The sequence below is a fragment of the Chromobacterium sp. Beijing genome (assembly GCF_021496765.1).
Taxonomy (GTDB): Bacteria; Pseudomonadota; Gammaproteobacteria; order Burkholderiales; family Chromobacteriaceae; genus Chromobacterium.
Map to the genome: position 1 here is coordinate 880,051 of NZ_CP053750.1, position 20,928 is coordinate 900,978.

The window sequence follows — 20,928 nt, forward strand, 5'->3', positions numbered from 1 at the left end:
CATGTCAGTGCCAAATATCGATCAACTGTTGGGCGAGCTGCGCACCGCCTCGGCCCTGGCCGCGGGCAAGCCCGCCGCTACGGCCCCGGAAGCGTCCCAGGTGGACTTCTCCGCTGTGCTAAAGTCCACCTTGGAGCAGGTGAATTCGGCGCAGCAGACTTCGCAGGAGATGCAGAAGCAATTTGAATTGGGTGACGAGGGGGTCAACCTGCAGGACGTGATGGTGTCGCTGCAGAAAGCCAGCCTGTCGTTCCAGACCATGGTTCAGGCGCGCAACAAGCTGGTCACCGCCTATCAGGAAATCATGAATACCCAAGTCTAGCGCTGCCGGACCCGACCAGCCGGCGGCGGTGGGCTCGAACCTAAAACCACTGTATGGCTGACCTGGCAGAAGAAAACGCTACACCCGTTTGGCGAAGCCGCATGAATGAAGCGTCCGATCGCTTCAAAGCGCTTCCCAACAATAAAAAAGTCCTGTTCCTCGCGGCGGTAGCCGCCATTTTCGCTGTTATCGTGGGCGCGGTGGTGTTGAACCGCACGCCCAGCTATAAAGTCCTGTTCTCCAATATCTCCGACCGCGACGGCGGGCAGGTGGCCGCTTCGCTGCAGCAGATGAACGTGCCGTATCAGTTGGGCGAGGGCGGCACCATCTCCGTGCCCTCGGACAAGGTCTACGACGCGCGCCTGAAGCTGGCGGCGCAAGGCCTGCCCAAGGCCGGCGGCGTCGGTTTCGAACTGATGGACAATCAGAAGTTCGGCATCAGCCAGTTCGCCGAGCAAGTCAATTACCAGCGCGCCATCGAGGGCGAGCTGGCGCGCACCATTGAAGCGGTGGGCTCAGTGGAGACCGCCCGCGTCCATATCGCCATTCCCAAGCAAAGCGTCTTCGTGCGCGAACAGCAGCAGCCCACCGCCTCGGTGATGCTGAGCCTGTTCCGCGGCCGCATGCTGGACGCCGGGCAGATCGCCGGTATTTTGCATCTGGTGTCCAGCTCGGTGCCCAATCTGCCGGTCAAGAACGTCACCATCGTCGATCAGGACGGCAATCTGCTGTCCAAACAGAACGGGCCGGACGAGAACTCGGGCCTGGATCAGCGCCAGCTGGGCTATGTGCGCCAGGTGGAAGAGGGCTACGTCAAGCGCATCGAGGATATCCTGGAGCCGATCTTCGGCAAGGGCAATTCTCGCGCCCAGGTCACCGCCAGCGTCGATTTCGCCGAGGTGGAGCAGACCTCGGAAACCTTCAAGCCCAATTCCAGCCCCAATCCGTCCTCCACCCGCAGCCAGCAGATCAGCGAAAAGCTGAACAACGGCGCGGCGTTGCCGTCCGGCGTGCCGGGGGCCTTGTCCAATCAGCCGCCGTCGGCCGCCTCCGCTCCGATCACCTTGCCGCCGGGCGCCGCGCCGGGCACCGCCACGCTGTCCGGCCAGACCATGGGCGCGTCCGGCACGCTGCAACGCGACATCACCACCAATTACGAAGTCGACAAGACCATCCAGCACACCAAGATGCCGCAGGGCGGCGTCAAGCGCCTGTCCGCCGCCGTGGTGGTCAATTACCGGCGCATGCCGGACAAGAACGGCGAAATGAAGCCGACGCCGCTGACCCCGCAGGAGGTTCAGCAGATCAATAATCTGGTCAAGGAGGCGATGGGCTTCAACACCCAGCGCGGCGACACCCTGAACGTGGTCAACGCCGCCTTCGCCGACGCCGAAGTGCCGGCGACGCTGCAGGAAAAAGTCACCGACTACGTGGCCAGCAACGGCTCCAGCCTGATCAAGTACGGCCTGCTGACCATCGCGGTGCTCTACCTGCTGTTCGGCGTGGTGCGGCCCATCATGCGCGATCTGGTCAAGCCGCCGGCGCCGGCCAAGGGCAGCGAAGAAGAGGCCGCGGCGCAGGCCGCCGCCGCGGGCGGCCGCCTGCTGGGCGTGGCCGGAGAAGAGGGCGAGGAGGGCGCGGTCGGTCACGCCGGCGGCGCCGCGGGCGGCGGCGATCCGCGCGAAGCGCAGATGCGGCAATACACCACCAATCTGGAAGCGGTGCGTGAAATGGTGAAATCCGATCCGCGCATGGCGGCCCAGATCATCAAGGAATGGATAAGCGCCGATGAGTGAGAACGGAGTGCGCAAAAGCGCGGTGTTGCTGTTCAGCCTGGGGCAGGCCGAGGCGGTGGAGGTATTCAAATACCTCGGTCCCAAGGAAGTGCAGAAAATTTCGCTGGCGATGGCGGCGATCAATAATCTGAGCTACGAACAGATCGACGAGGTGGTCAGCGAATTCAAGGGCGAGTGCGCGGCGCGCGCCAGCATCGGCGCGTCCGACGAATACCTGCGCAATGTGCTGATCGAGGCGTTGGGTCCGGACAAGGCGGCCAACCTGCTGGACAAGATCATGCAGGGCAACGACCACAGCGGCATCGAAAGCCTGAAGTGGATGGACCCTTCTTCCGCCGCGGACCTGATCCGCAACGAACACCCGCAGATCATCGCCACCATTCTGGTGCATCTGGAGCCGGATCTGTCCAGTTCTATTCTGTCCTTCTTCCCGGAGCGGATGCGCAACGAAGTGCTGATCCGGACCGCCACGCTGGAGGGCGTGCAGCCGCAGGCGCTGCGCGAACTGAACGACGTGCTGACCCAGCTCTTGTCCGGTTCCGACCGCATCAAGAAGAGCGCGGCCGGCGGCATTGGCCTGACCGCGGAAATCCTCAACTTCATGGGCTCCAACGTCGAGGCCGCCGCGCTCAATTACATCCGCGAGTACGACCCGGAGCTGGCTCAGCGCATTCAGGACAAGATGTTCGTGTTCGAGAACATCCTGGAAATCGACGACCGTTCGATCCAGACGATTCTGCGCGAAGTGCAGTCCGATTCTCTGGTCATCGCGCTCAAAGGCACCAGCGCCGAGCTCAAGGACAAAATCTTCCGCAATATGTCGCAGCGGGCCGCGGAAATGTTGCGCGACGACCTGGAGTCCAAGGGCCCGGTCAAGCTGTCCGAAGTGGAGGCCGAGCAGAAGGAAATCCTCAAGGTGGTGCGCAAGCTCGCCGACGACGGCCAGATCGTGCTAGGCAGCAAGGGCGGTGATGAAGGTCTCGTCGAGTAATCCCATCATCCCCGGCGAGGAGCTGGAGGGCTGGAGCAGTTGGAGTCCCAACGCGCTGGACGGCCTGACCCAGAGACTGACGCCGGTGCAACTGATGGAGCTGGCGCAGCAGCGCCGCCGCCAGCAGGAGCAGGCGCAGGCGGAGTCCGCCGCCGAGCCGGCCCCGGCCGAGCCCGAAGCGGAAACCGGCGGGGCCGAAAACGAGCGCGCGGTCAGCGGTTATCCCACCGCGGCGGAGCTGGAAGCCATCCATCAGGAAGCCTGGCAATCCGGTCATGAGGCCGGGGAGGAAGCCGGCCGCGCCGCCGGTTATCAAGAAGGTTTGACCGCCGGGCGCGAGCAGGGTCTGGCCGAGGTGCGCGTCGAGCAGGAGGCCCGCTTCGCCGCGGCCTGGCAGCCGCTGCAAGCGCTGGCGGCAGGGCTGGCGCAAGATATTTCCCGTTTTGAAACCGAATTGTCGGCGGACTGGCTGGCGCTGGCGCTGGAGCTCGCCGGCCAGCTGAGCCATGGGCTGGCGCGGCAGAACCCTTTGTTGATTCAGGAGTTGCTGCGCGAGGCGCTGGAGGACTTGCCGGCCACGCTGGCTCAGGCGCGGCTGCGCTTGAACCCGGCGGATCTGGCCGTGGCGCGGGAGTTTCTGGCCCAGGAGACGCCGGAAACCCAGTGGCAATGGATAGAGGATCCGGAAGTGGAGCGCGGCGGCTGCGTGATAGACACCGCGGCGTTGCGTCTGGATCTGACCATGAACACCCGCATCGCCGCCATGCGCAAAGCCTTGGGAATGGACGATGAGCCCGCCGCTGATTGAGCGCCAGCGCGCCTGGCTGCGCGATTGCGCGGACAGCGCGCGCGCCGCCAAGCTGTGGCAGCCCTGCGGCAAGCTGGTCCGCGTCACCGGCATGGTGATGGAGGCGGTGGGCCTCAAGCTGCCGGTGGGCAGCGCCTGCCAGGTGGCCCTGGCGGATAAGCGCCTGGTGGAAGCCGAGGTGGTGGGCTTCTCCGGCGACAAAGTCTTTCTGATGCCGCTGAGCAATGTGCATGGCTTGCTGCCGGGCACGCCGGTGATGCCGCTGACGCCGCAGCACCCGCCGCAATTCGGCAAGACCCGGGCCCAGGCCGCCGGCGACGGCGCGTCCGGCCGCATGGTGCCGGTGGGGCTCAGCCTGTTGGGCCGGGTGCTGGACTCGCTGGGCCGGCCGCTGGACGGCAAGGGCGACATTCATCCCGACGCCTGGTTTCCCTTGCACAGCCAGCCGATGAACCCGCTGGACAGATCGCCGGTGCGCGACGTGCTGGATGTCGGCGTGCGCGCCATCAACGGCCTGTTGACGGTGGGGCGCGGTCAGCGTCTGGGCCTGTTCGCCGGCTCAGGCGTGGGCAAATCGGTGTTGCTGGGCATGATGGCGCGCTTCACCAAGGCCGACGTGGTGGTGGTGGGCCTGATCGGCGAGCGCGGCCGCGAGGTCAAGGATTTCATCGAAAACATTCTCGGCGACGAGGGCATCGCCCGCTCGGTGGTGGTGGCCGCGCCGGCGGACATGCCGCCGCTGATGCGGCTGCACGGCGCCGCCTACGCCACCGCGCTGGCCGAGTATTTCCGCGCCCAGGGCCTGGACGTATTGCTGCTGATGGACTCGGTGACCCGTTACGCGATGGCGCAACGCGAGATCGCGCTGGCCATCGGCGAGCCGCCGGTGACCAAGGGCTATCCGCCGTCGGTGTTCGCGCGTCTGCCGCAATTGATCGAGCGCGCCGGCAACGCCGCCGAGGGCGGCGGCTCCATCACCGGCTTCTACACGGTGCTGTCCGAGGGCGACGATCAGCAGGATCCGATCGCGGACTCGGCGCGCGCCATTCTGGACGGCCACTTCGTGCTGTCGCGCGAACTGGCCGAATCCGGCCACTATCCGTCCATCGACATCGAGCAGTCCATCAGCCGGGTGATGGTGGACGTGGTGCCGCAGTCGCAGATGGCTTTGGCCCGGCAATTCAAGCAGCTGTATTCGCGCTATCAGCGCAACCGCGATCTGATCAGCGTCGGCGCCTATGTGCCCGGCTCGGATCCGGTGTTGGACGAGGCGATGCGGCGTCAGCTGCCCATGGTCGGTTTTCTGACCCAGCCTATGCATGAGTCGCAGGATTTTCCGTCCAGCTGCGAACAATTGCAGGGCGTGTTGTCCTGAGACTGAGCCGTGGCGGAGAGCAAATACCTGTTGTTGATTCGCTTGGCCGAGGACAAGCAGAAGGCCGCCGCCGAACGCATGCGGCTGGCGCAAGGCCGTCTGGCGGACGCCCGTTCGCGTCAGGAGCAGCTGGACGCGTTTCGCGGCGAGTACCGGCAACGGCTGACCAGTCGCGGCGCTCAGGGCATCAGCGCTTTGCAGTATCAGGATTTCCAGCGTTTTCTCGCCCGTCTGGACGAGGCCATGGTGCAACAGCAGGGCGAGGTGGAGCGCTGCACCCAGCGTTTCTTGCTGGAGCGTCAGGCCTGGCAGCATGAATACAAAAAGCTCAAGGCCTATGAAAAACTGCTGCAGCGGGAGCAGGAGCGCGCCGCCGTGCGCGAGGCGCGGCTGCAGCAAAAGGCCAGCGACGAATTCGCCACCCGGCGTTTCTGGGACAGCACCCACGGCGAGGAATAAGGTCTTGCTCAAAGGCCGACGCTTGGCACGCTAGTTGCTTTATTGTCTGCGTCTTACTTGTAGAGAGTCGGCCATGACGACACCTGTGAACGCAGCCGCGGCCAATCCGGTCGGCGGCAAAGCCAATATGCCGGGCGGCAATCTGGCCACTGCCGGCGATACCGGCGCCGGCGACCTGTTCGCCAGCCTGCTGGGGCTGCAGATGAGCGCCCTGGGCAGTTCCTTCCTGCCGGGCGCCAACGCCGATCCGCTGGCGGACGCAGGCCTGGACAAGGATAAGCCGGCCAAGGGCGACGACGGCCAGGCGCAGGCGACGCCCTTGCCGGGCATGCCGCTGATGGCCGCCGCGCAGCAGCCCGTCCAGCAGCAGGCGATGACCGCGCCGCGGGCCAGCGGCGACTTGCCGACCGGCGCCAAGCCGGTGGATCTCAAGCCGGACGTCGCCGCGACCCTGCCCGCCGCTCTTGGCAAGACCCGCAACCTGCCCCTGCAGGCGCAGCAAAATTTGCCGGAAGACGGCAAGGTCCTGCCGCAGTTTTTGCCGCTCCAGGGGCATGAACAGCTGGCGGTCAAGCAAACGGCGCCCACGCCGGTGTTCACCGTGCAGCAGCCGGTGACCGATCCCAATTGGGCCAAGGCGATGAGCGAGCAGGTGATGGGCATGGTCAGCCTCAAGGCCGACAAGGCGCAGATCCAGCTGAATCCGCCGCAATTGGGGCCGATCGAGGTGACGCTGAAGATGAACGGCAACGACCAGGCCCAGGTATTGTTCGCCGCGGCGGTGCCGGCCACGCGCGAAGCGTTGGAAAACAATATGCACCGTCTGTCTTCCATGTTGGCCGCCGGCGGCATTCAGCTGACCGACGCGCAAGTGTCCAGCGGACAATCCGGACAGCAACAGCAGGCGTTTCAGCGCGGACAATCGCAGCGCGAGAACGAGAGCGCCGAGCCCGAGCCGATGGATGCATTGAGCAGCATCAAGGCCGCTCGAGGCATTCTCAGCATTTTCGCCTGATCATTTGTGATAATCTCCCCTGTTCAATTGGCATCTAAAATTAGAAAATATAGTGAAGAAATCGTTTAAGATTTCACTATGAACACCCAGTGAACAGGGCAGGTATATGGCAGAAGATAAAAAAGCGGAAAAAGCAGAGAAAAAAGCAGGGGGCGGCGGCAAATTGATGCTGATCGTCATTGTGTTGCTGGTTCTGGTGTTGGCCGCGGTGGGGGGCTTGGCCGCTTACATGTTCACTAATATGAATAAACCGGCGGCGGCCGGCGAACATGCCGAGCAGACCAAGGAAAAACCCAAGAAGAAAAAAGAAGGTCCGCCGATCTTTGAAAAGCTGGACACTTTCGTGGTGAATCTGGCCGGCAACGACGGCTCCTTGCTGCAAGTGGACATGCAGGCGGAGCTGGCCGACGAGGAAGCCAAAAAGAAATTCACCGATTACGCGCCCAAGATTCGCAGCGCGCTGATCCTGCTGCTGTCGTCCAAGTCCGCGGTCGAGCTGGCGACGCCGGACGGCAAGGTGCGGCTGAAAGCCCAGGTCAAGCAGATCATCAATGAGTCGATGGACGCCGGCGAGGAGCAGCCGGTGGAAAGCGTGCTCTTCACTTCCTTCATCATCCAGAAGCAGTAAGCGGCATGGGCGACGATATTCTTTCCCAGGAAGAGGTAGATGCCCTGCTCAGGGGCGTCTCCGGGGAGGATGAGGATGACAGCGGCGGCGGGGACGCGCAGGGCGTCCGCGGCTACGATATCGGCCGGCAAGAGCGCATTGTGCGCGGCCGGATGCCGACGCTGGAAATCATCAACGAGCGTTTCGCGCGCAATCTGCGCATCGGCCTGTTCAACTTCATCCGCCGCAACGCGGAAATCTCGGTTGGGCCGGTGCGGGTGCAGAAGTACAGCGAGTTCATCCGCAACCTGGTGGTGCCCACCAACCTCAACCTGGTGCACGTCAAGCCTTTGCGCGGCACCGGCCTGCTGATTTTCGACCCGGATCTGGTCTTCCTGATCGTCGACAATCTGTTCGGCAGCGACGGGCGCTACCATGTGCGGGTGGAAGGCCGCGACTTCACCCCCACCGAGCAGCGCATCATCCGCCGTTTGCTGGACGTGGTGTTTGTCGAATGCCAGAAGGCCTGGGAGCCGGTGCACCCGATCGAGTTCGTCTACCTGCGCTCCGAAATGAACACCCAGTTCGCCAACATCGCCACGCCCACCGAGGTGGTGGTGGCGATGACCTTCCATATCGAACTGGGCGCCGGAGGCGGCGATTTCCATATCTGTCTGCCGTATTCGATGGTGGAGCCCATCCGCGACATGCTGTCCAGCACCATGCAGGCGGACCGCACGGAGGTGGACAACCGCTGGGTCAACCTGATGACGCATCAGGTGCAGGCGGCGGAAGTGGAGCTGGTGGCGACCTTGGGCCAGACCAAGGTGACCTTGGGTCAGATTCTGAATTTGAAGAACGGCGACGTGGTGATGCTGGAGATTCCGGAACGGGTGGAGGCCGATGTGTCGGGCATTCCGGTGTTCGAAGCCAGCTACGGCACCGTGCAGGGGCGCTATGCGCTGAAGGTGGAGCAAGTGTTGGCCGGCGCGAATGATTTTCACGAGCCTCTGGGGGATAAAGAGTAATGAGCGAAGAAGAATTGCAAGCCGCGCAGATGGAGGCCGAAGCGGCCGCCGCCGCGGCAGCCGCCGCCGGCGGGGCCGGCGGCGAGGAAGAGATATCGATGGACGACTGGGCGGCCGCGATGGCCGAGCAGGAAGTGGTGGACGCGGCTCCCGAGGCGGTGCCGGCGCAGAACCTGTTCCAGGAGCTGGGCGCGAGCACGTCCGGCGCCGGCGTGCCGCAGAACCTGGACATGATTCTGGACATCCCGGTGCAATTGACCGTGGAACTGGGCCGCACCAAGATCGCCATCCGCAACCTGCTGCAATTGGCGCAGGGCTCGGTGGTGGAACTGGACGGCATGGCGGGCGAGCCGATGGACGTGCTGGTCAACGGCTGCCTGATCGCCCAGGGCGAGGTGGTGGTGGTCAACGACAAGTTCGGCATCCGGCTGACCGATATCATCACGCCCGCGGAGCGCATTCGCCGCCTGCAAAAATGACGAGGTCAGCCATGTTTGCGATGACGCGCCGTGCAGTGCAGGGCGCTTTTTATTTGGCGGCGTCCAGTCTGGCCGCCGCGGCCACCGCCGCGCCGCCGGCGGCCGCGCCGTCGCCGTTCATGAGTTTGCTGCAGGTCTTGTTTGGCCTGGCGGTGGTGCTGGGCGCCATCGTCGGCATGGCCTGGCTGTTCAAACGGCTTTCCGGCGGCATGCTGGGCGCGTCCAACCGCCTGAAGGTGGTGAGCGGCACCATGGTGGGGCCCAAGGAGCGCGTGGTGATCGTGGAGCTGGAGGGCGAGTGGCTGGTGCTGGGCGTGACGCCGCAGCAAGTCAATCTGCTGAGCAAGCTGCCGCGGCCGGAAGGCGCGGAAACCGAGGTCGCGCCGGCGGCGGAGCCGTTTGCGCGCTGGTTGAAGGCGGCGATGGACAAGAACCGCAAGGACAAGGCGGGGCCGCGATGAAGCGCTGTCTCCGATACGGCGCCTTGGCCTTGCTGGCGATGCCCTTGATCGCGGACGCGGCCGGCGGCCTGCCGATGATGAGCAGCACGCCGGCGGCCGGCGGCGGGCAGAATTACTCCCTCAGCCTGCAGATGTTGCTGTTCATGACCGGGCTGACCTTCATCCCGGCGATGATGCTGATGATGACGGCCTTTACCCGCATCATCATCGTGATGTCCTTGCTGCGCCAGGCGATGGGCACCATGCAGTCGCCGCCCAACCAGGTGATCGTCGGCTTGTCGCTGTTTCTGACCCTGTTCGTGATGGGGCCGACCTTCGATCAGGTCTACGCCAAGGCCTGGGTGCCGTTCTCCGACGACAAGATCACGCTGCAACAGGCGGTGGACGAGGCTAGCAAGCCGATGAAGGCCTTCATGCTGCGCCAGACCCGGGAGAAGGATCTGGCCTTCTTCATCGAGATTTCCCAATCGGAAAAGCCGCAGACCAAGGCCGACGTGTCGATGAAGACCCTGGTGCCGGCCTATGTGATCAGCGAGCTGAAAACCGCGTTTCAGATCGGCTTCATGGTGTTCATTCCCTTCCTGATCATCGATCTGGTGGTGGCCAGCATTCTGATGGCCATGGGCATGATGATGGTGTCGCCGGTGACCATCTCGCTGCCGTTCAAGCTGATGCTGTTCGTGCTGGTGGACGGCTGGACCTTGCTGATGGGCTCGCTGGTGCAGAGCTTCTATACTGGCTGAGGCGGCATGATGGCTTGTGACTGGAAACGTCGCCGGGCTGGGCCCGGCGTTTTAGGCGAGGAGCGGGCGGCATGAGTCCGGAGCTAATCATCAATATCGTGCAGAACGCGCTGTACATCCTGATCATCGTCGCGGCGCCGGTGTTGCTGGTGTCGCTGCTGGTGGGCCTGCTGGTCAGCGTGCTGCAGGCGGCGACTCAGATCAACGAGATGACGCTGACCTTCATTCCCAAGCTGCTGGCGATGTTCCTGGTGCTGGTGCTGGCCGGGCCGTGGATGTTGAACACGCTGATCGAGTACACCACGCGGCTGTTCCAGAGCATTCCGCACGTGATCGGCTGATGCTGAGCATTTCCGACGCGCAGATCAACGCGCTGGTGGCCATGTTCGTCTGGCCGTTCGCGCGCATCGTCGGCCTGCTGCTGGTGGAGCCGGTGTTCGCCTATCGCGGCGTGCCGCGCCGTTTCAAGGCCGGCTTCGCGCTGATCCTCACCGTGATGCTGGCGCCCTTGCTGCCGCCGCTGCCCGCGGTGCCGCTGGTGTCGGCTGAGGGCATCGCCATCCTGTTGCAGCAGTTGTTGATCGGCCTGGCGATGGGCTTCGTCATGCGCATCGTGATTTCCGCGGTGGAAGTGGCCGGCTTCATCATGGGTTCGCAAACCGGCCTGGGTTTCGCCATGTTCTTCGACCCGATGCACTCGGCCCAGGTGCCGGTGGTGTCGCAGCTGCTGACCCTGTTCACCTTTCTATTGTTTCTGGCCTTCGACGGCCACCAGGTGGTGCTGTCCACCCTGGTGGAAAGCTATCGGGTGCTGCCGATAGGCATGAGCATGCCGGACCAGGGCATCAAGGCGCTGGCCCTGTGGGGCGGCCATCTGATCGAGTGGGGCGTCTGGCTGGCCATGCCGGTGATCGCGGCGCTGCTGATCACCAACCTGGCGATCGGGGTGATGACCCGCGCCGCGCCGCAGTTCAACATCTTCACTTTCGGTTTTCCGCTGACTCTGATGATAGGTTTCATCAGCATCTATCTGACTTTGCCGATGATGGTGCCGGTGCTGGAGCAGATGTACCAGGCCGGTTTCGAGATGATGCTGGCCATGCTCAAGGCCAAGTAGGCGGCCGCCATTCCTGTCCAGATTCAAGTTCTGCTAAAATAAGCGCCAATTTTGACTGAAAGGTCCGCAGTGGACCGGACAACAGACAGAGGCAACTATGGCAGGTCACAGTAAATGGGCTAACATCCAGCACCGCAAAGGTCGTCAGGATGCCAAACGTGGCAAGATCTTTACCCGCTTGATCAAGGAAATCACCGTTGCGGCCAAGATGGGCGGCGGGGACACCAATATGAACCCGCGCCTGCGCCTGGCGGTGGACAAGGCCAAGGCCGAGTCCATGCCCAAGGACAATATCGAGAACGCGATCAAGCGCGGCACCGGCCAGCTGGACGGCGTCGATTACGTGGAATGCCGCTACGAGGGCTACGGCATCGGCGGCGCGGCGGTGATGGTGGACTGTCTGACCGACAACAAGACCCGCACCGTGGCCGACGTGCGCCACGCTTTCTCCAAGTACGGCGGCAATATGGGCACCGACGGCTGCGTGTCCTTCCAGTTCAGCCATTGCGGCTATCTGGTGTTCGCGCCGGGCGTGGACGAGGACGCCTTGATGGAGGCCGCGCTGGAAAGCGGGGCGGAGGACGTGGTCGCCAATGACGACGGCTCCATCGAAGTGATCACCGGTCCGTACGAGTTCTCCGACGTCAAGGACGCGCTGGAAGCCAAGGGCTTCAAGGCGGAGATGGGCGAAGTGACGATGAAGCCGCAGAACGAGACCGAACTGTCCGGCGACGACGCCGCGCGCATGCAGAAGCTGCTGGACGCGCTGGAAGACCTGGACGATGTGCAGGATGTTTACACCTCCGCGGTGCTGGACGAGTAAGACGCGGACGCGGGTAGGCCACAGGCCCCGCGGCGGCAGGAAAAAGAAAGCTCCCCCAGGGGAGCTTTTTTTGCGTCCGGGCGGCGCGGCCCGTCTGTAGTTTTGCCGCTACATTGAAGCTCGCCCGGCGTCAAGCGCCGCCGAAGGGCTTGGCGCGGACTGTTGCATTTGCTGAACAGATTGAGTTTATCGCTTCCGGCGCGTGGGCGGCTCTGCTATAAAGCGTCAGCTGATTACGTTTTAGCAATTGGCGCCGCCGGGCTAGCCGCGGCGTCGTTTGATCACGATGAGGAAACTATGACCCGGGTCCTGGTGGTGGGCAGTGTGAATATGGATCTGGTGGTGGAAGCGGAGCGCTATCCACGGCTGGGTGAAACCTTGTTTGGCAAGCGCTTTGCGTCCTATCCGGGCGGCAAGGGCGCCAATCAGGCGGTGGCCGCCGCGCGGCTGGGCGCGCAGGTGAGCTTGTTGGGTTGCGTGGGCCGCGATATGTTCGGCTCCCAGCTCAAGGAGACCTTGCGGGCCGAGGGCGTGGACATCGGCCACTTGCGCGAGGCGGATGTGGCCACCGGGCTGGCGACGATTACCCTGGCCGAAGGCGACAACGCCATCGTGGTGGTGCCCGGCGCCAACCATCAGTTGCTGCCGGAGCATCTGGATCAGGACGAACAAGCCTTCCGCGACGCCGACGTGGTGCTGGCGCAGATGGAGGTGCCGCTGGCCACGGTGGAGCGCGCGGCCGAGCTGGCGCAACGCCACGGCAAGCCCTTTTTGCTGAATCCGGCGCCGGCCCGCCCCTTGCCGTCCAGCCTGCTGGAACGGACCGCCTTGTTGACGCCGAACGAACACGAGCTGGCGCAGGCGCTGGACGAGCAGGGCGATTGGCAAACGCTGATGCGCAAACTGCCGGGACGGGTGGCGATGACGCGCGGCAAGGACGGCGCTTATTTCTGCCGCGCCGACGGCAGCCTGCATCATCAAGCCGGCTTCGTGGTGTCCGCGGTGGACACCACCGGCGCCGGCGACACCTTCAACGGCGCCTTGGCCGCGTTCTGGCCGCAGGGCCTGGAGGCGGCGATGGCCTTGGCCTGCGCCGCGGCCGCGCTGTCGGTGACGCGATCCGGCGCGCAGAGCGGCATGCCGACGCTGGCCGCGCTGCAACAGATGCTGAAGGAACAGGCATGAAGCGGCTGGGACATCTGAACCGGGACATCGCGCGGGTATTGGCCGGCATGGGCCACACCGATAGTCTGGTGATCGCCGATTGCGGCCTGCCGATTCCGCCCGGCGTCGAGTGCATAGACCTGAGCCTGCGCCTGGGCGTGCCGGAGTTTCCCAGCGTGCTGGACTCCATCCTGGCGGACTTCAAGGCGGAGCGGGCCTTGTTCGCCTCCGAATGCCTGCAGCACAGCCCGGCGGTGGAAGTGCTGGCCAACGATATGGCCGCGCACGGCGTGGCGGTGGAGTACGCGCCGCACGAGGAGTTCAAGCGCCGCTGCCGCGAGGCCAAGGCGGTGATCCGCACCGGCGAATGCACGCCGTACGCCAATGTGATCCTGTATTCCGGCGTGATCTTTTGAAGGGACGGGCGATGAAGGTAAGCATGCGCGGCATCAGCAAGGCCTTTGGCCCGGTCAAGGTGCTGGAGGCGGTGGATTTCACCGTGACGGGCGGTGAAGTGCATGCCTTGATGGGCGAGAACGGCGCCGGCAAATCCACCTTGATGAAGATTCTGTCCGGCGTCCATCAGGCCGACGCCGGAGAGATCCTGCTCAACGACCGGCCGGCGACGATACGCTCCACCACCGAGGCCGAAGCCCAAGGCATCGCCATCATCCATCAGGAACTGAATTTGATTCCGCAGCTGTCGGTGATGGAAAACCTGTTTCTAGGACGCGAACGCGAGCATAGCCGCTTCGGCGTGATCCGGCGCGCCGGCATGCGGCGCGAGGCCAGCCAGATTTTGCAGCAGCTGGGCGCCGGTCAGATCGACCCGGAAGCGGAGGCCGGCAAGCTGTCCATCGGCCAGCAGCAGATGGTGGAAATCGCCAAGGCCATGTCCTTGAACGCCAAGGTGTTGATTATGGACGAGCCGACCGCGGCCTTGACCGAGCGCGAGATCGAAGCCTTGTTCGTCTTCATGGAGCAGCTCAAGCGGCGCGGCGTGGCGATTGTCTACGTGTCGCACCGGATGGAGGAAATCTTCCGCGTCTGCGACAAGATCAGCGTGCTGCGCGACGGCTGCTTCGTCGGCGAGCGTCAGATCGCCGCCACTGATTTCGACGAGGTGGTGAGGCTGATGGTGGGCCGCGAGATCGGCGACCGTTTTCCCAAGCGCGCGTCCGCGCCCGGCGCGGTGCGCCTGGAAGTGGAAGGGCTGGCCGACGATGGCCGCATCCGGGACATCGGCTTCGAGGTCCGCGCCGGCGAGGTGCTGGGCGTGGCCGGTTTGATGGGGGCGGGCCGCAGCGAGATTCTCAATGTCTTGTTCGGCGTCCGGCCGCGTCGGCAGGGGCGGGTGAGGCTGGACGGCGCGGAGCTGGACATCCGCCGGCCCGGCGACGCCATCGCCGCCGGCATCGCCTACGTGACCGAAGACCGCAAGAGCCAGGGCCTGGTGCTGGGCATGTCGGTGCGGGAGAACGCCACCCTGGTGCATCTGCGCCGCCACGCGCGGCTGGGGGTGGTGAACCGCCGTTCCGAGAACGAGGAGGCGCGACGGCTGATCGAGCAATTGCGCATCCGCACCCGCGACGCGGAACTGGACGTCAAATCCTTGTCCGGCGGCAATCAGCAAAAAGTGGTGTTCGCCAAGTGGCTGGCGGAGCCGCCCAAGCTGCTGTTGCTGGACGAGCCGACGCGCGGCGTCGACGTGGGCGGCAAGGCCGAGATTTACCACATCATCAATCAACTGGCCGCCGCCGGCGCGGCCATCGTCATGGTGTCGTCCGAATTGCCGGAAGTGATGGCGATGAGCGACCGCATCCTGGTGATACACGAGGGGCGCCGGGCCGGGCTGTTCGAGGCCGGCGCGGCGACGCAGGAAGACATCATGGCCGCGGCGGCCGGCGCGACGGCGGACTGAGCGTCGCCGCGCATTGAATATTCAGGTCGCGCCCATCGGGCGCAAGCAAGGGAAACGGTAAGCAAGATGACCCCGCAACAAAAAGCAACGCTGCAAAAACTCGGGCCTTTCATCGCCCTGCTGGCGATCTGCGCCGGCTTGTCGGTGATGAGCGCCGACTTCCTGACCATGGGCAATCTGCTCAATGTGATGCGCCAGGTCTCCATCAACGCCTTGATCGCCTTCGGCATGACCCTGGTCATCCTGCTGGGCGGCATCGATCTGTCCGTGGGTTCCATCCTGGCCTTGTCGTCGGTGCTGACCGCGATGCTGCTGCAAGCCGGCGTCGATCCGCTGCTGGCCACGCTGTTGGGCATTCTGTCCGGCGCGCTGATGGGCTGCTGCAACGGTCTGGTGATCAGCAAGGGCAAGGTGGCGCCCTTCATCGCCACGCTGGCGTCGATGACCATTCTGCGCGGCCTGTCGCTGGTGGCGTCCAACGGCAGCCCGATCACCGGCTTCGGCAGCGATATGTTCTCCATGCTGGGCGGCGGCTATGTGGCCGGCGTGGTGCCGGTGCCGGTGGTGTGGATGTTGCTGATGTTCGCCGGCTTCTGGTTCATGCTGAAGAAAACCGTTTTCGGCCGCCATGTCTACGCCACCGGCGGCAACGAGGAATCCGCGCGGCTGTCCGGCGTCAAGGTGGACCGGGTCAAGATCTGGGTCTACACCTTGTCCGGCGCGCTGTCGGCGATGGCCGGCGCGGTGCTGACCTCGCGGCTGAATTCGGCGCAGCCCACCGCCGGCGCCGGCTACGAGCTGGACGCCATCGCCGCGGTGGTGCTGGGCGGCACCAGCCTGACCGGCGGCCGCGGCTGGATTGTGGGCACGCTGATCGGCGCCTTGCTGATCGGGGTATTGAACAACGGCCTTAATCTGCTGGGCGTATCGTCCTTCTATCAGCAGGTGATCAAGGGCGTGGTGATTCTGCTGGCGGTGCTGTTGGACCGCAGCGGCAAGAAGTAAGCACGTTTTCACGATCTCGCGAGCGAGACGAGACGAAAAAGGCTGAGGGTGTGGCGCGCGCATCATGTCGCACCAGCATTCTGAAGCCGTTTTCAAGGCCGTGTCGTCGATGCGTGACAGATCGTGAACAGGTTCAGAGCGCGGCCCGCCAGCGGCGGGACAACAGCGCAAGCGACCATAACACTAGGGGAGTTTCAATATGCAGCGCTTTCATCACACTAGGGGGAGTTCCGATATGCAACGCTTAATCAAGCCTTTGGTTTTCAGTGTCATCGCGGCCAGTCTGATCGCCTGCACCAAGCAGGGTCCGGCCGACGGCGCCTCGTCCGGCGCCAGCGCGCCGGCCGCGGCCGCCGGCCAGCCGGTGGTGGGCCTGGCGGTGTCCACGCTGAACAATCCGTTCTTCGTCTCGCTGCGCAAGGGCGCGGAAGACGAGGCGGCCAAGGAGGGTGTGCGCCTGATCACCGTGGACGCGCAGGACGATTCCGCCAAGCAGCAGGCCAGCGTGGAGGATCTGATCCAGAAGAAGGTGAGTGTGATCCTGATCAATCCGACCGACTCCTCCGCCGTCGCCAATGTGGTGAAGGAAGCGGTGAGCAAGGGCATCAAGGTGGTGTCGCTGGATCGCAGCGTCAACGGCGCCGAAGTCAGCGCCCACATCGCCTCCGACAATGTGGCCGGCGGCAAGATGGCGGCCGACTTCCTGCTGCAGAAGCTGGGCGGCAAGGGCCGGCTGGTGGAACTGGAAGGCATCCCCGGCTCCTCCGCCGCCCGCGAGCGCGGTCAGGGCTTCCACGCGGTGGCGGACGGCAAGGCCGACGTCAAGATCGTGGCCAAGCAGCCGGCCGATTTCGACCGCGCCAAGGGCTTGTCGGTGATGGAAAACATCCTGCAGGGCAATAAGGACGTGCAGGGCGTGTTCGCCCACAACGATGAAATGGCGCTGGGCGCCTTGAAGGCGATCCAGGCCGCCGGCCTGAAGAACGTCGCGGTGGTGGGCTTCGACGCCACCGCCGACGCGGTGGCCTCGGTCAAGGCCGGCGGCCTAGCCGCCACCGTGCAGCAACAGCCGGAACTGATCGGCCAGTACGGCGTGCAGACCGCCAAGAAGCTGATCGACGGCCAGCAGGTGGAGAAATTCATCCCGGTGCCCTTGAACCTGGTCAAGCAGTAAGCCTGAAGACCGGTCTCGCTCTGGCGATGAGGGCCGGCTTGAGGTAAGGTGGCCGGCAATCGGCGGCCCCGTCCCGCGCTTGCGCAGGCCGGGGCTGTTTTGCAATCGAGTCCGCGGCGGCATGGCGCCGCCGCATGAGGAATAGGCTGTCGATGAGCGGCTACAAGCGTTTGACCATAGACGACATCGCCGAACTGGCCGGCGTGTCGCGCACCACCGCCAGCATGGTGCTCAACGGCCATGCCGAGCGCTACCGCATTTCCCGGGCCACGGTGGAGCGGGTGGAGAAGGTGGCGCGCGAGCAGCACTTCAACCCGTCGCAGTCGGCGCGCTCCTTGCGCTCGCGGCGCAGCAACTCGGTGGGGCTGGTGATTCCCGACCTGACCAACTCCGCCCACGCGGCCTTGGCCCAGGCGATGGAGGAACTGTGCCGCCAACGCGATTACCAGATGCTGCTGGTGACCAGCGACGAAGATCCGCGACGCGAGGCCGAGGTGATGGCGCATCTGGCGGCGCGGCAGGTGGACGCGATGATCGTGGTGCCGTGCACGCACGAGGCCAAGTCCTACCAGAAATGGGTGCGGCGGCTGCCGCTGGTCTTCGTCGACCGCCGGGTGGACGGCAGCGGCATCCCGTCGGTGGTGACCGACGGCTGCGCCAGCGTGGAGCGCCTGGTGGGCGACGCGCTGGAGCAGGGCGTGTACGAAGTGGTGTTCTTCGGCGGCCAGCCCGAGCTGTCGCCCAGCCGCGACCGCCTGCAAGGGTATCGTCAGGCCTTGGCGCTTCACGGCGTTGAGGAAGGGCCGGGCTGGGTGTGCCATCGCGATTATCTGCGCCGTTCCGGTTTCGAACTGATGCAGCAATGGCGGCAACAGCATCAACGCCTGCCTCAGGCTTTGTTCACCGCCTCAGTGTCGCTGCTGGAGGGCGCGCTGGCCTTTCTCAATCAGCATTGCGGTCTGGCCAACGCGCCGCTGCGCCTGCTGACCTTCGACGATCACTCCTTGCTGGACTGCCTGCCGCTGCGCGTCGACGCCATCGTGCAGGACAGCCGCGAAATGGCGGCGCGCAGCCTGGACCTGGCCCTGGCTCTGCTGGAAGGGCAGACGCTGACCGAGCCGGAGGCCCTGGTGCCGGCCAGCCTGCACCGGCGCTGGCCGGATTAGGCTCTGTTGAACTATGTTTTTCCCCGGCGGAAAAACAAAGCTCAACAGACCCTGGGGTTTGCTGCCGCTTCGTCAGCCGGCGTACAATAGCCGTTTCACGATTTTCGAGCCTGAGTCACCATGATCCGTACCCGTTTCGCTCCCAGTCCCACCGGTTATCTGCATATCGGCGGCGTGCGCACCGCGCTGTTTTCCTGGGCCTACGCCCGCAAGAACGACGGCGTGTTCGTGCTGCGCATCGAGGACACCGATCTGGAGCGCTCGACGCCGGAGTCGGTGAAGGCGATTCTGGACGGCATGCACTGGGTGGGCCTGGATTACGACGAAGGCCCGTTCTACCAGACCCATCGCTTCGACCGTTACAAGGACGTGATCCGGCAATTGCTGGACTCCGGCCATGCCTACCTGTGCTATTGCAGCAAGGAAGAGCTGGAAGCGATGCGCGCAGAACAGGAAGCGCGCGGCGAGAAGCCGCGTTACGACCGCCGCTGGCGTCCGGAAGTCGGCAAAACCTTGCCGGCCGTCCCCGCGGACGTGACTCCGGTGGTGCGCTTCAAGACCCCGCTGGACGGCGTGGTGGCCTGGGACGACGCGGTCAAGGGCCGCATCGAGATCGCCAACCAGGAACTGGACGATCTGATCATCGCCCGTCCGGACGGCAGCCCGACCTATAACTTCTGCGTGGTGGTGGACGATTGGGACATGCAGATCACCCATGTGATCCGCGGCGACGACCACGTCAACAACACCCCGCGCCAGATCAATATCCTGAAGGCCTTGAACGCGCCGCTGCCGGTGTACGGCCATCTGCCGATGATCCTCAACGAGGACGGCCAGAAAATGTCCAAGCGCCGCGACGCGGTCAGCGTGGTGGACTACGCCGACAAGGGCATTCTGCCGGAAGCGCTGCTCAACTACCTGGCGCGCCTGGGCTGGGGCCACGGCGACGACGAGTTCTTCTCCATGGAGCAGTTCGTCGAGTGGTTCAGCCTGGAAGCGGTGAGCGCGTCCGCCAGCCGCTTCAACCATGAAAAATTCATGTGGCTGAACGCCCAGCACATCAAGAGCGCGGACAACGGCCGCCTGGCCGGACTGATCGCGCCGCGCCTGGCCGCCGCCGGCGTCGAGCTGGCCGGCGGGCCCGCCATCGAGGAGGTGATCGCCCTGGTCAAGGAGCGGGTGCAGGACCTGAACGCGCTGGCGCTGGAAGTGGATTATTTCTATCGCAAGCGCGAGGCCGCCGCGGCCGACGTGGACAAGCATCTGTCCGGCGACAGCGTGGCGCGCATGGGCCGTTTCGCCGACAAGCTGGCGGCGCTGGACGCCTGGTCCGCGGAAGGCATCCACGAGCTGTTCAAGCCTTTCTGCGCGGAAGAGGGCATCAAGATGGGCCAGTTGGGCATGCCGCTGCGCGTGCTGGTGTGCGGAACCACCCAGACGCCGTCGGTGGACGCGGTGCTGGCCTTGATCGGCAAGGACGAAGTGCTGCGTCGCCTGCGCGGCTGAGCCGGCCGTCGACGCTAAAAACCGCCCCGCAAGCGTTGGCTTGCGGGGCGGTTTGTTTTACGCCCATGCGGCGCAGGCGCGCGCCTCTTGCCGGGCCTTGAACAGATCCTCAGGCCAGCGCCGGCTCGGCGCAGACGCGCGCGCAAGTCTCAGGCGCGGGCTGGCTCATATAATGATCCAGCAACAGGCGCATGTAGCGGTGGCTTTGGCAGATGGCGTGGCGCAACTCGGCCACTTGCTGCGCGCTTGGATTTTCGCCCACCAGGGTGACGATGATTTCCAGCGCCTCCCAGGGGTGTTCGTCGTCGTAATGCGCGTGCAGCGCCAGCCATTTCATCGCCTTGGCGCGCTTTTCCTTGGGGAACTGCCGAGCGTAGTCCTCCTTGGAGCAGACGGCGGCGCACCATTCTCCGGTGGCGCCTTCGATGGCGTAATTGGTGGCCGCCATCGCCACCTCCAGCGATTCGCGCTCGCAGACCTGATGGCACCAGTGGCTGAGGCTCAGCGTTTCCAGCGCCTGGGGGTTGCGCAGCAGGCTGTCCGTGTCCACGCCGGACGCCGCGGCCCATTGCACCCAGTGGTCGGCGTGGTTCTGCTCCACCCGGATGTTGCGGATCAGGTAGCGGCGCGCCATATCATGGCCGCGATGCTGGCCGTAGCGCACTTTCAGCAGGTTTTTGGCCATATATTGCGGAAACTGTTCGATTACCGGCCAGCCGCCGCGCAGAAAGGCCTGGTGGATGGCGGCGGGCAGCACGCCGTCGCGCATTTGCCGGAACAACTCGTGTTCCACCACCTGGCGTTTGAAGGCGTCGCAATGGCGCACCAGCTCCCGCGTCCATTCCGGATAGCTGTGGAGGTCCATCAGCGGGCCGCTCCTGACAAAACCGATCTCTTTACTCATGGTGTCCCCTTTCCTTAGAAGCAAAGCCGGGCCAAGCCGGCCAGACGCGGCGGCCTCCCGGCCG

23 protein-coding genes are annotated in these 20,928 nt (G+C 64.6%); 22 read left to right on the forward strand and 1 reads right to left on the reverse strand.

Annotation, left to right across the window (positions count from 1 at the left end):
• The first annotated feature begins 1 nt into the window (after position 1).
• The 22 genes from fliE (at position 2) to gltX (ending at position 19,960) form a co-directional block, all read left to right on the forward strand.
• Positions 2 to 322 carry a flagellar hook-basal body complex protein FliE gene (gene fliE / locus HQN78_RS04385; protein WP_019099998.1) on the forward strand — a complete coding sequence of 107 codons (321 nt, stop codon included), beginning with the start codon at positions 2 to 4 and terminating at the stop codon, positions 320 to 322.
• Positions 323 to 423: 101 nt separating this feature from the next.
• Positions 424 to 2,118 (forward strand): flagellar basal-body MS-ring/collar protein FliF, encoded by a 1,695-nt coding sequence (gene fliF / locus HQN78_RS04390; protein ID WP_235088177.1) that lies wholly within the window; start codon positions 424 to 426, stop codon positions 2,116 to 2,118.
• Positions 2,111 to 3,109 carry a flagellar motor switch protein FliG gene (gene fliG / locus HQN78_RS04395; RefSeq protein ID WP_048413990.1) on the forward strand — a complete coding sequence of 333 codons (999 nt, stop codon included), beginning with the start codon at positions 2,111 to 2,113 and terminating at the stop codon, positions 3,107 to 3,109. Before fliF ends, fliG begins: the two co-directional genes overlap by 8 nt.
• The gene (locus tag HQN78_RS04400; protein WP_235088179.1) at positions 3,090 to 3,917 is read left to right on the forward strand and encodes a FliH/SctL family protein; all 828 of its coding nucleotides are present in this window, start codon (positions 3,090 to 3,092) and stop codon (positions 3,915 to 3,917) included. Before fliG ends, HQN78_RS04400 begins: the two co-directional genes overlap by 20 nt.
• Positions 3,898 to 5,292 carry a flagellar protein export ATPase FliI gene (fliI, locus tag HQN78_RS04405; RefSeq protein ID WP_227107860.1) on the forward strand — a complete coding sequence of 465 codons (1,395 nt, stop codon included), beginning with the start codon at positions 3,898 to 3,900 and terminating at the stop codon, positions 5,290 to 5,292. The genes HQN78_RS04400 and fliI overlap by 20 nt, the downstream gene beginning before the upstream one ends.
• Positions 5,293 to 5,301: 9 nt before the next feature.
• Complete coding sequence (fliJ, locus tag HQN78_RS04410) at positions 5,302 to 5,751, forward strand: flagellar export protein FliJ (protein WP_107799662.1); 450 nt, start codon at positions 5,302 to 5,304, stop codon at positions 5,749 to 5,751.
• A 73-nt stretch (positions 5,752 to 5,824) separates the two neighbouring features.
• Positions 5,825 to 6,766 carry a flagellar hook-length control protein FliK gene (locus HQN78_RS04415; protein WP_235088181.1) on the forward strand — a complete coding sequence of 314 codons (942 nt, stop codon included), beginning with the start codon at positions 5,825 to 5,827 and terminating at the stop codon, positions 6,764 to 6,766.
• Between the two features lie 106 nt (positions 6,767 to 6,872).
• Complete coding sequence (locus HQN78_RS04420; protein ID WP_048410216.1) at positions 6,873 to 7,394, forward strand: flagellar basal body-associated FliL family protein; 522 nt, start codon at positions 6,873 to 6,875, stop codon at positions 7,392 to 7,394.
• A gap of 5 nt (positions 7,395 to 7,399) precedes the next feature.
• The gene (gene fliM, locus HQN78_RS04425) at positions 7,400 to 8,401 is read left to right on the forward strand and encodes a flagellar motor switch protein FliM (RefSeq protein ID WP_048413985.1); all 1,002 of its coding nucleotides are present in this window, start codon (positions 7,400 to 7,402) and stop codon (positions 8,399 to 8,401) included.
• 29 nt (positions 8,402 to 8,430) lie between these two features.
• Positions 8,431 to 8,880, forward strand: coding sequence for a flagellar motor switch protein FliN (fliN, locus tag HQN78_RS04430; RefSeq protein ID WP_048414031.1), 450 nt, complete (start codon positions 8,431 to 8,433; stop codon positions 8,878 to 8,880).
• An 11-nt stretch (positions 8,881 to 8,891) separates the two neighbouring features.
• Complete coding sequence (gene fliO / locus HQN78_RS04435) at positions 8,892 to 9,341, forward strand: flagellar biosynthetic protein FliO (protein WP_235088183.1); 450 nt, start codon at positions 8,892 to 8,894, stop codon at positions 9,339 to 9,341.
• Complete coding sequence (gene fliP, locus HQN78_RS04440) at positions 9,338 to 10,084, forward strand: flagellar type III secretion system pore protein FliP (RefSeq protein ID WP_235088185.1); 747 nt, start codon at positions 9,338 to 9,340, stop codon at positions 10,082 to 10,084. Before fliO ends, fliP begins: the two co-directional genes overlap by 4 nt.
• 71 nt (positions 10,085 to 10,155) lie before the next feature.
• The gene (fliQ, locus tag HQN78_RS04445; protein WP_019099986.1) at positions 10,156 to 10,425 is read left to right on the forward strand and encodes a flagellar biosynthesis protein FliQ; all 270 of its coding nucleotides are present in this window, start codon (positions 10,156 to 10,158) and stop codon (positions 10,423 to 10,425) included.
• Complete coding sequence (gene fliR, locus HQN78_RS04450; protein WP_107799657.1) at positions 10,425 to 11,201, forward strand: flagellar biosynthetic protein FliR; 777 nt, start codon at positions 10,425 to 10,427, stop codon at positions 11,199 to 11,201. The genes fliQ and fliR overlap by 1 nt, the downstream gene beginning before the upstream one ends.
• A 97-nt stretch (positions 11,202 to 11,298) precedes the next feature.
• Positions 11,299 to 12,024, forward strand: coding sequence for a YebC/PmpR family DNA-binding transcriptional regulator (locus HQN78_RS04455; protein ID WP_107799656.1), 726 nt, complete (start codon positions 11,299 to 11,301; stop codon positions 12,022 to 12,024).
• 297 nt (positions 12,025 to 12,321) lie between these two features.
• Complete coding sequence (locus HQN78_RS04460) at positions 12,322 to 13,209, forward strand: ribokinase (protein ID WP_235088188.1); 888 nt, start codon at positions 12,322 to 12,324, stop codon at positions 13,207 to 13,209.
• Positions 13,206 to 13,604 carry a D-ribose pyranase gene (gene rbsD, locus HQN78_RS04465; RefSeq protein ID WP_107799654.1) on the forward strand — a complete coding sequence of 133 codons (399 nt, stop codon included), beginning with the start codon at positions 13,206 to 13,208 and terminating at the stop codon, positions 13,602 to 13,604. Before HQN78_RS04460 ends, rbsD begins: the two co-directional genes overlap by 4 nt.
• Before the next feature lie 11 nt (positions 13,605 to 13,615).
• Positions 13,616 to 15,109, forward strand: a complete 1,494-nt coding sequence (locus tag HQN78_RS04470; protein ID WP_235088190.1) for a sugar ABC transporter ATP-binding protein — start codon at positions 13,616 to 13,618, stop codon at positions 15,107 to 15,109.
• A 66-nt stretch (positions 15,110 to 15,175) separates the two neighbouring features.
• Positions 15,176 to 16,114, forward strand: a complete 939-nt coding sequence (locus HQN78_RS04475; RefSeq protein ID WP_019099980.1) for an ABC transporter permease — start codon at positions 15,176 to 15,178, stop codon at positions 16,112 to 16,114.
• Positions 16,115 to 16,349: 235 nt separating this feature from the next.
• Positions 16,350 to 17,288, forward strand: a complete 939-nt coding sequence (gene rbsB, locus HQN78_RS04480) for a ribose ABC transporter substrate-binding protein RbsB (RefSeq protein ID WP_107799653.1) — start codon at positions 16,350 to 16,352, stop codon at positions 17,286 to 17,288.
• A gap of 134 nt (positions 17,289 to 17,422) precedes the next feature.
• Entirely contained in the window at positions 17,423 to 18,454 is a 1,032-nt protein-coding gene (locus tag HQN78_RS04485; RefSeq protein ID WP_235088192.1) for a LacI family DNA-binding transcriptional regulator, read from the forward strand.
• 120 nt (positions 18,455 to 18,574) lie between these two features.
• On the forward strand, positions 18,575 to 19,960 hold the full coding sequence (gltX, locus tag HQN78_RS04490) for a glutamate--tRNA ligase (RefSeq protein WP_235088194.1): 1,386 nt from the start codon (positions 18,575 to 18,577) through the stop codon (positions 19,958 to 19,960).
• A gap of 109 nt (positions 19,961 to 20,069) precedes the next feature.
• Here gltX and HQN78_RS04495 read toward each other — a convergent pair whose 3' ends face one another.
• Positions 20,070 to 20,864, reverse strand: coding sequence for a TenA family transcriptional regulator (locus HQN78_RS04495; protein ID WP_227107878.1), 795 nt, complete (start codon positions 20,862 to 20,864; stop codon positions 20,070 to 20,072).
• Positions 20,865 to 20,928: the final 64 nt, after the last annotated feature.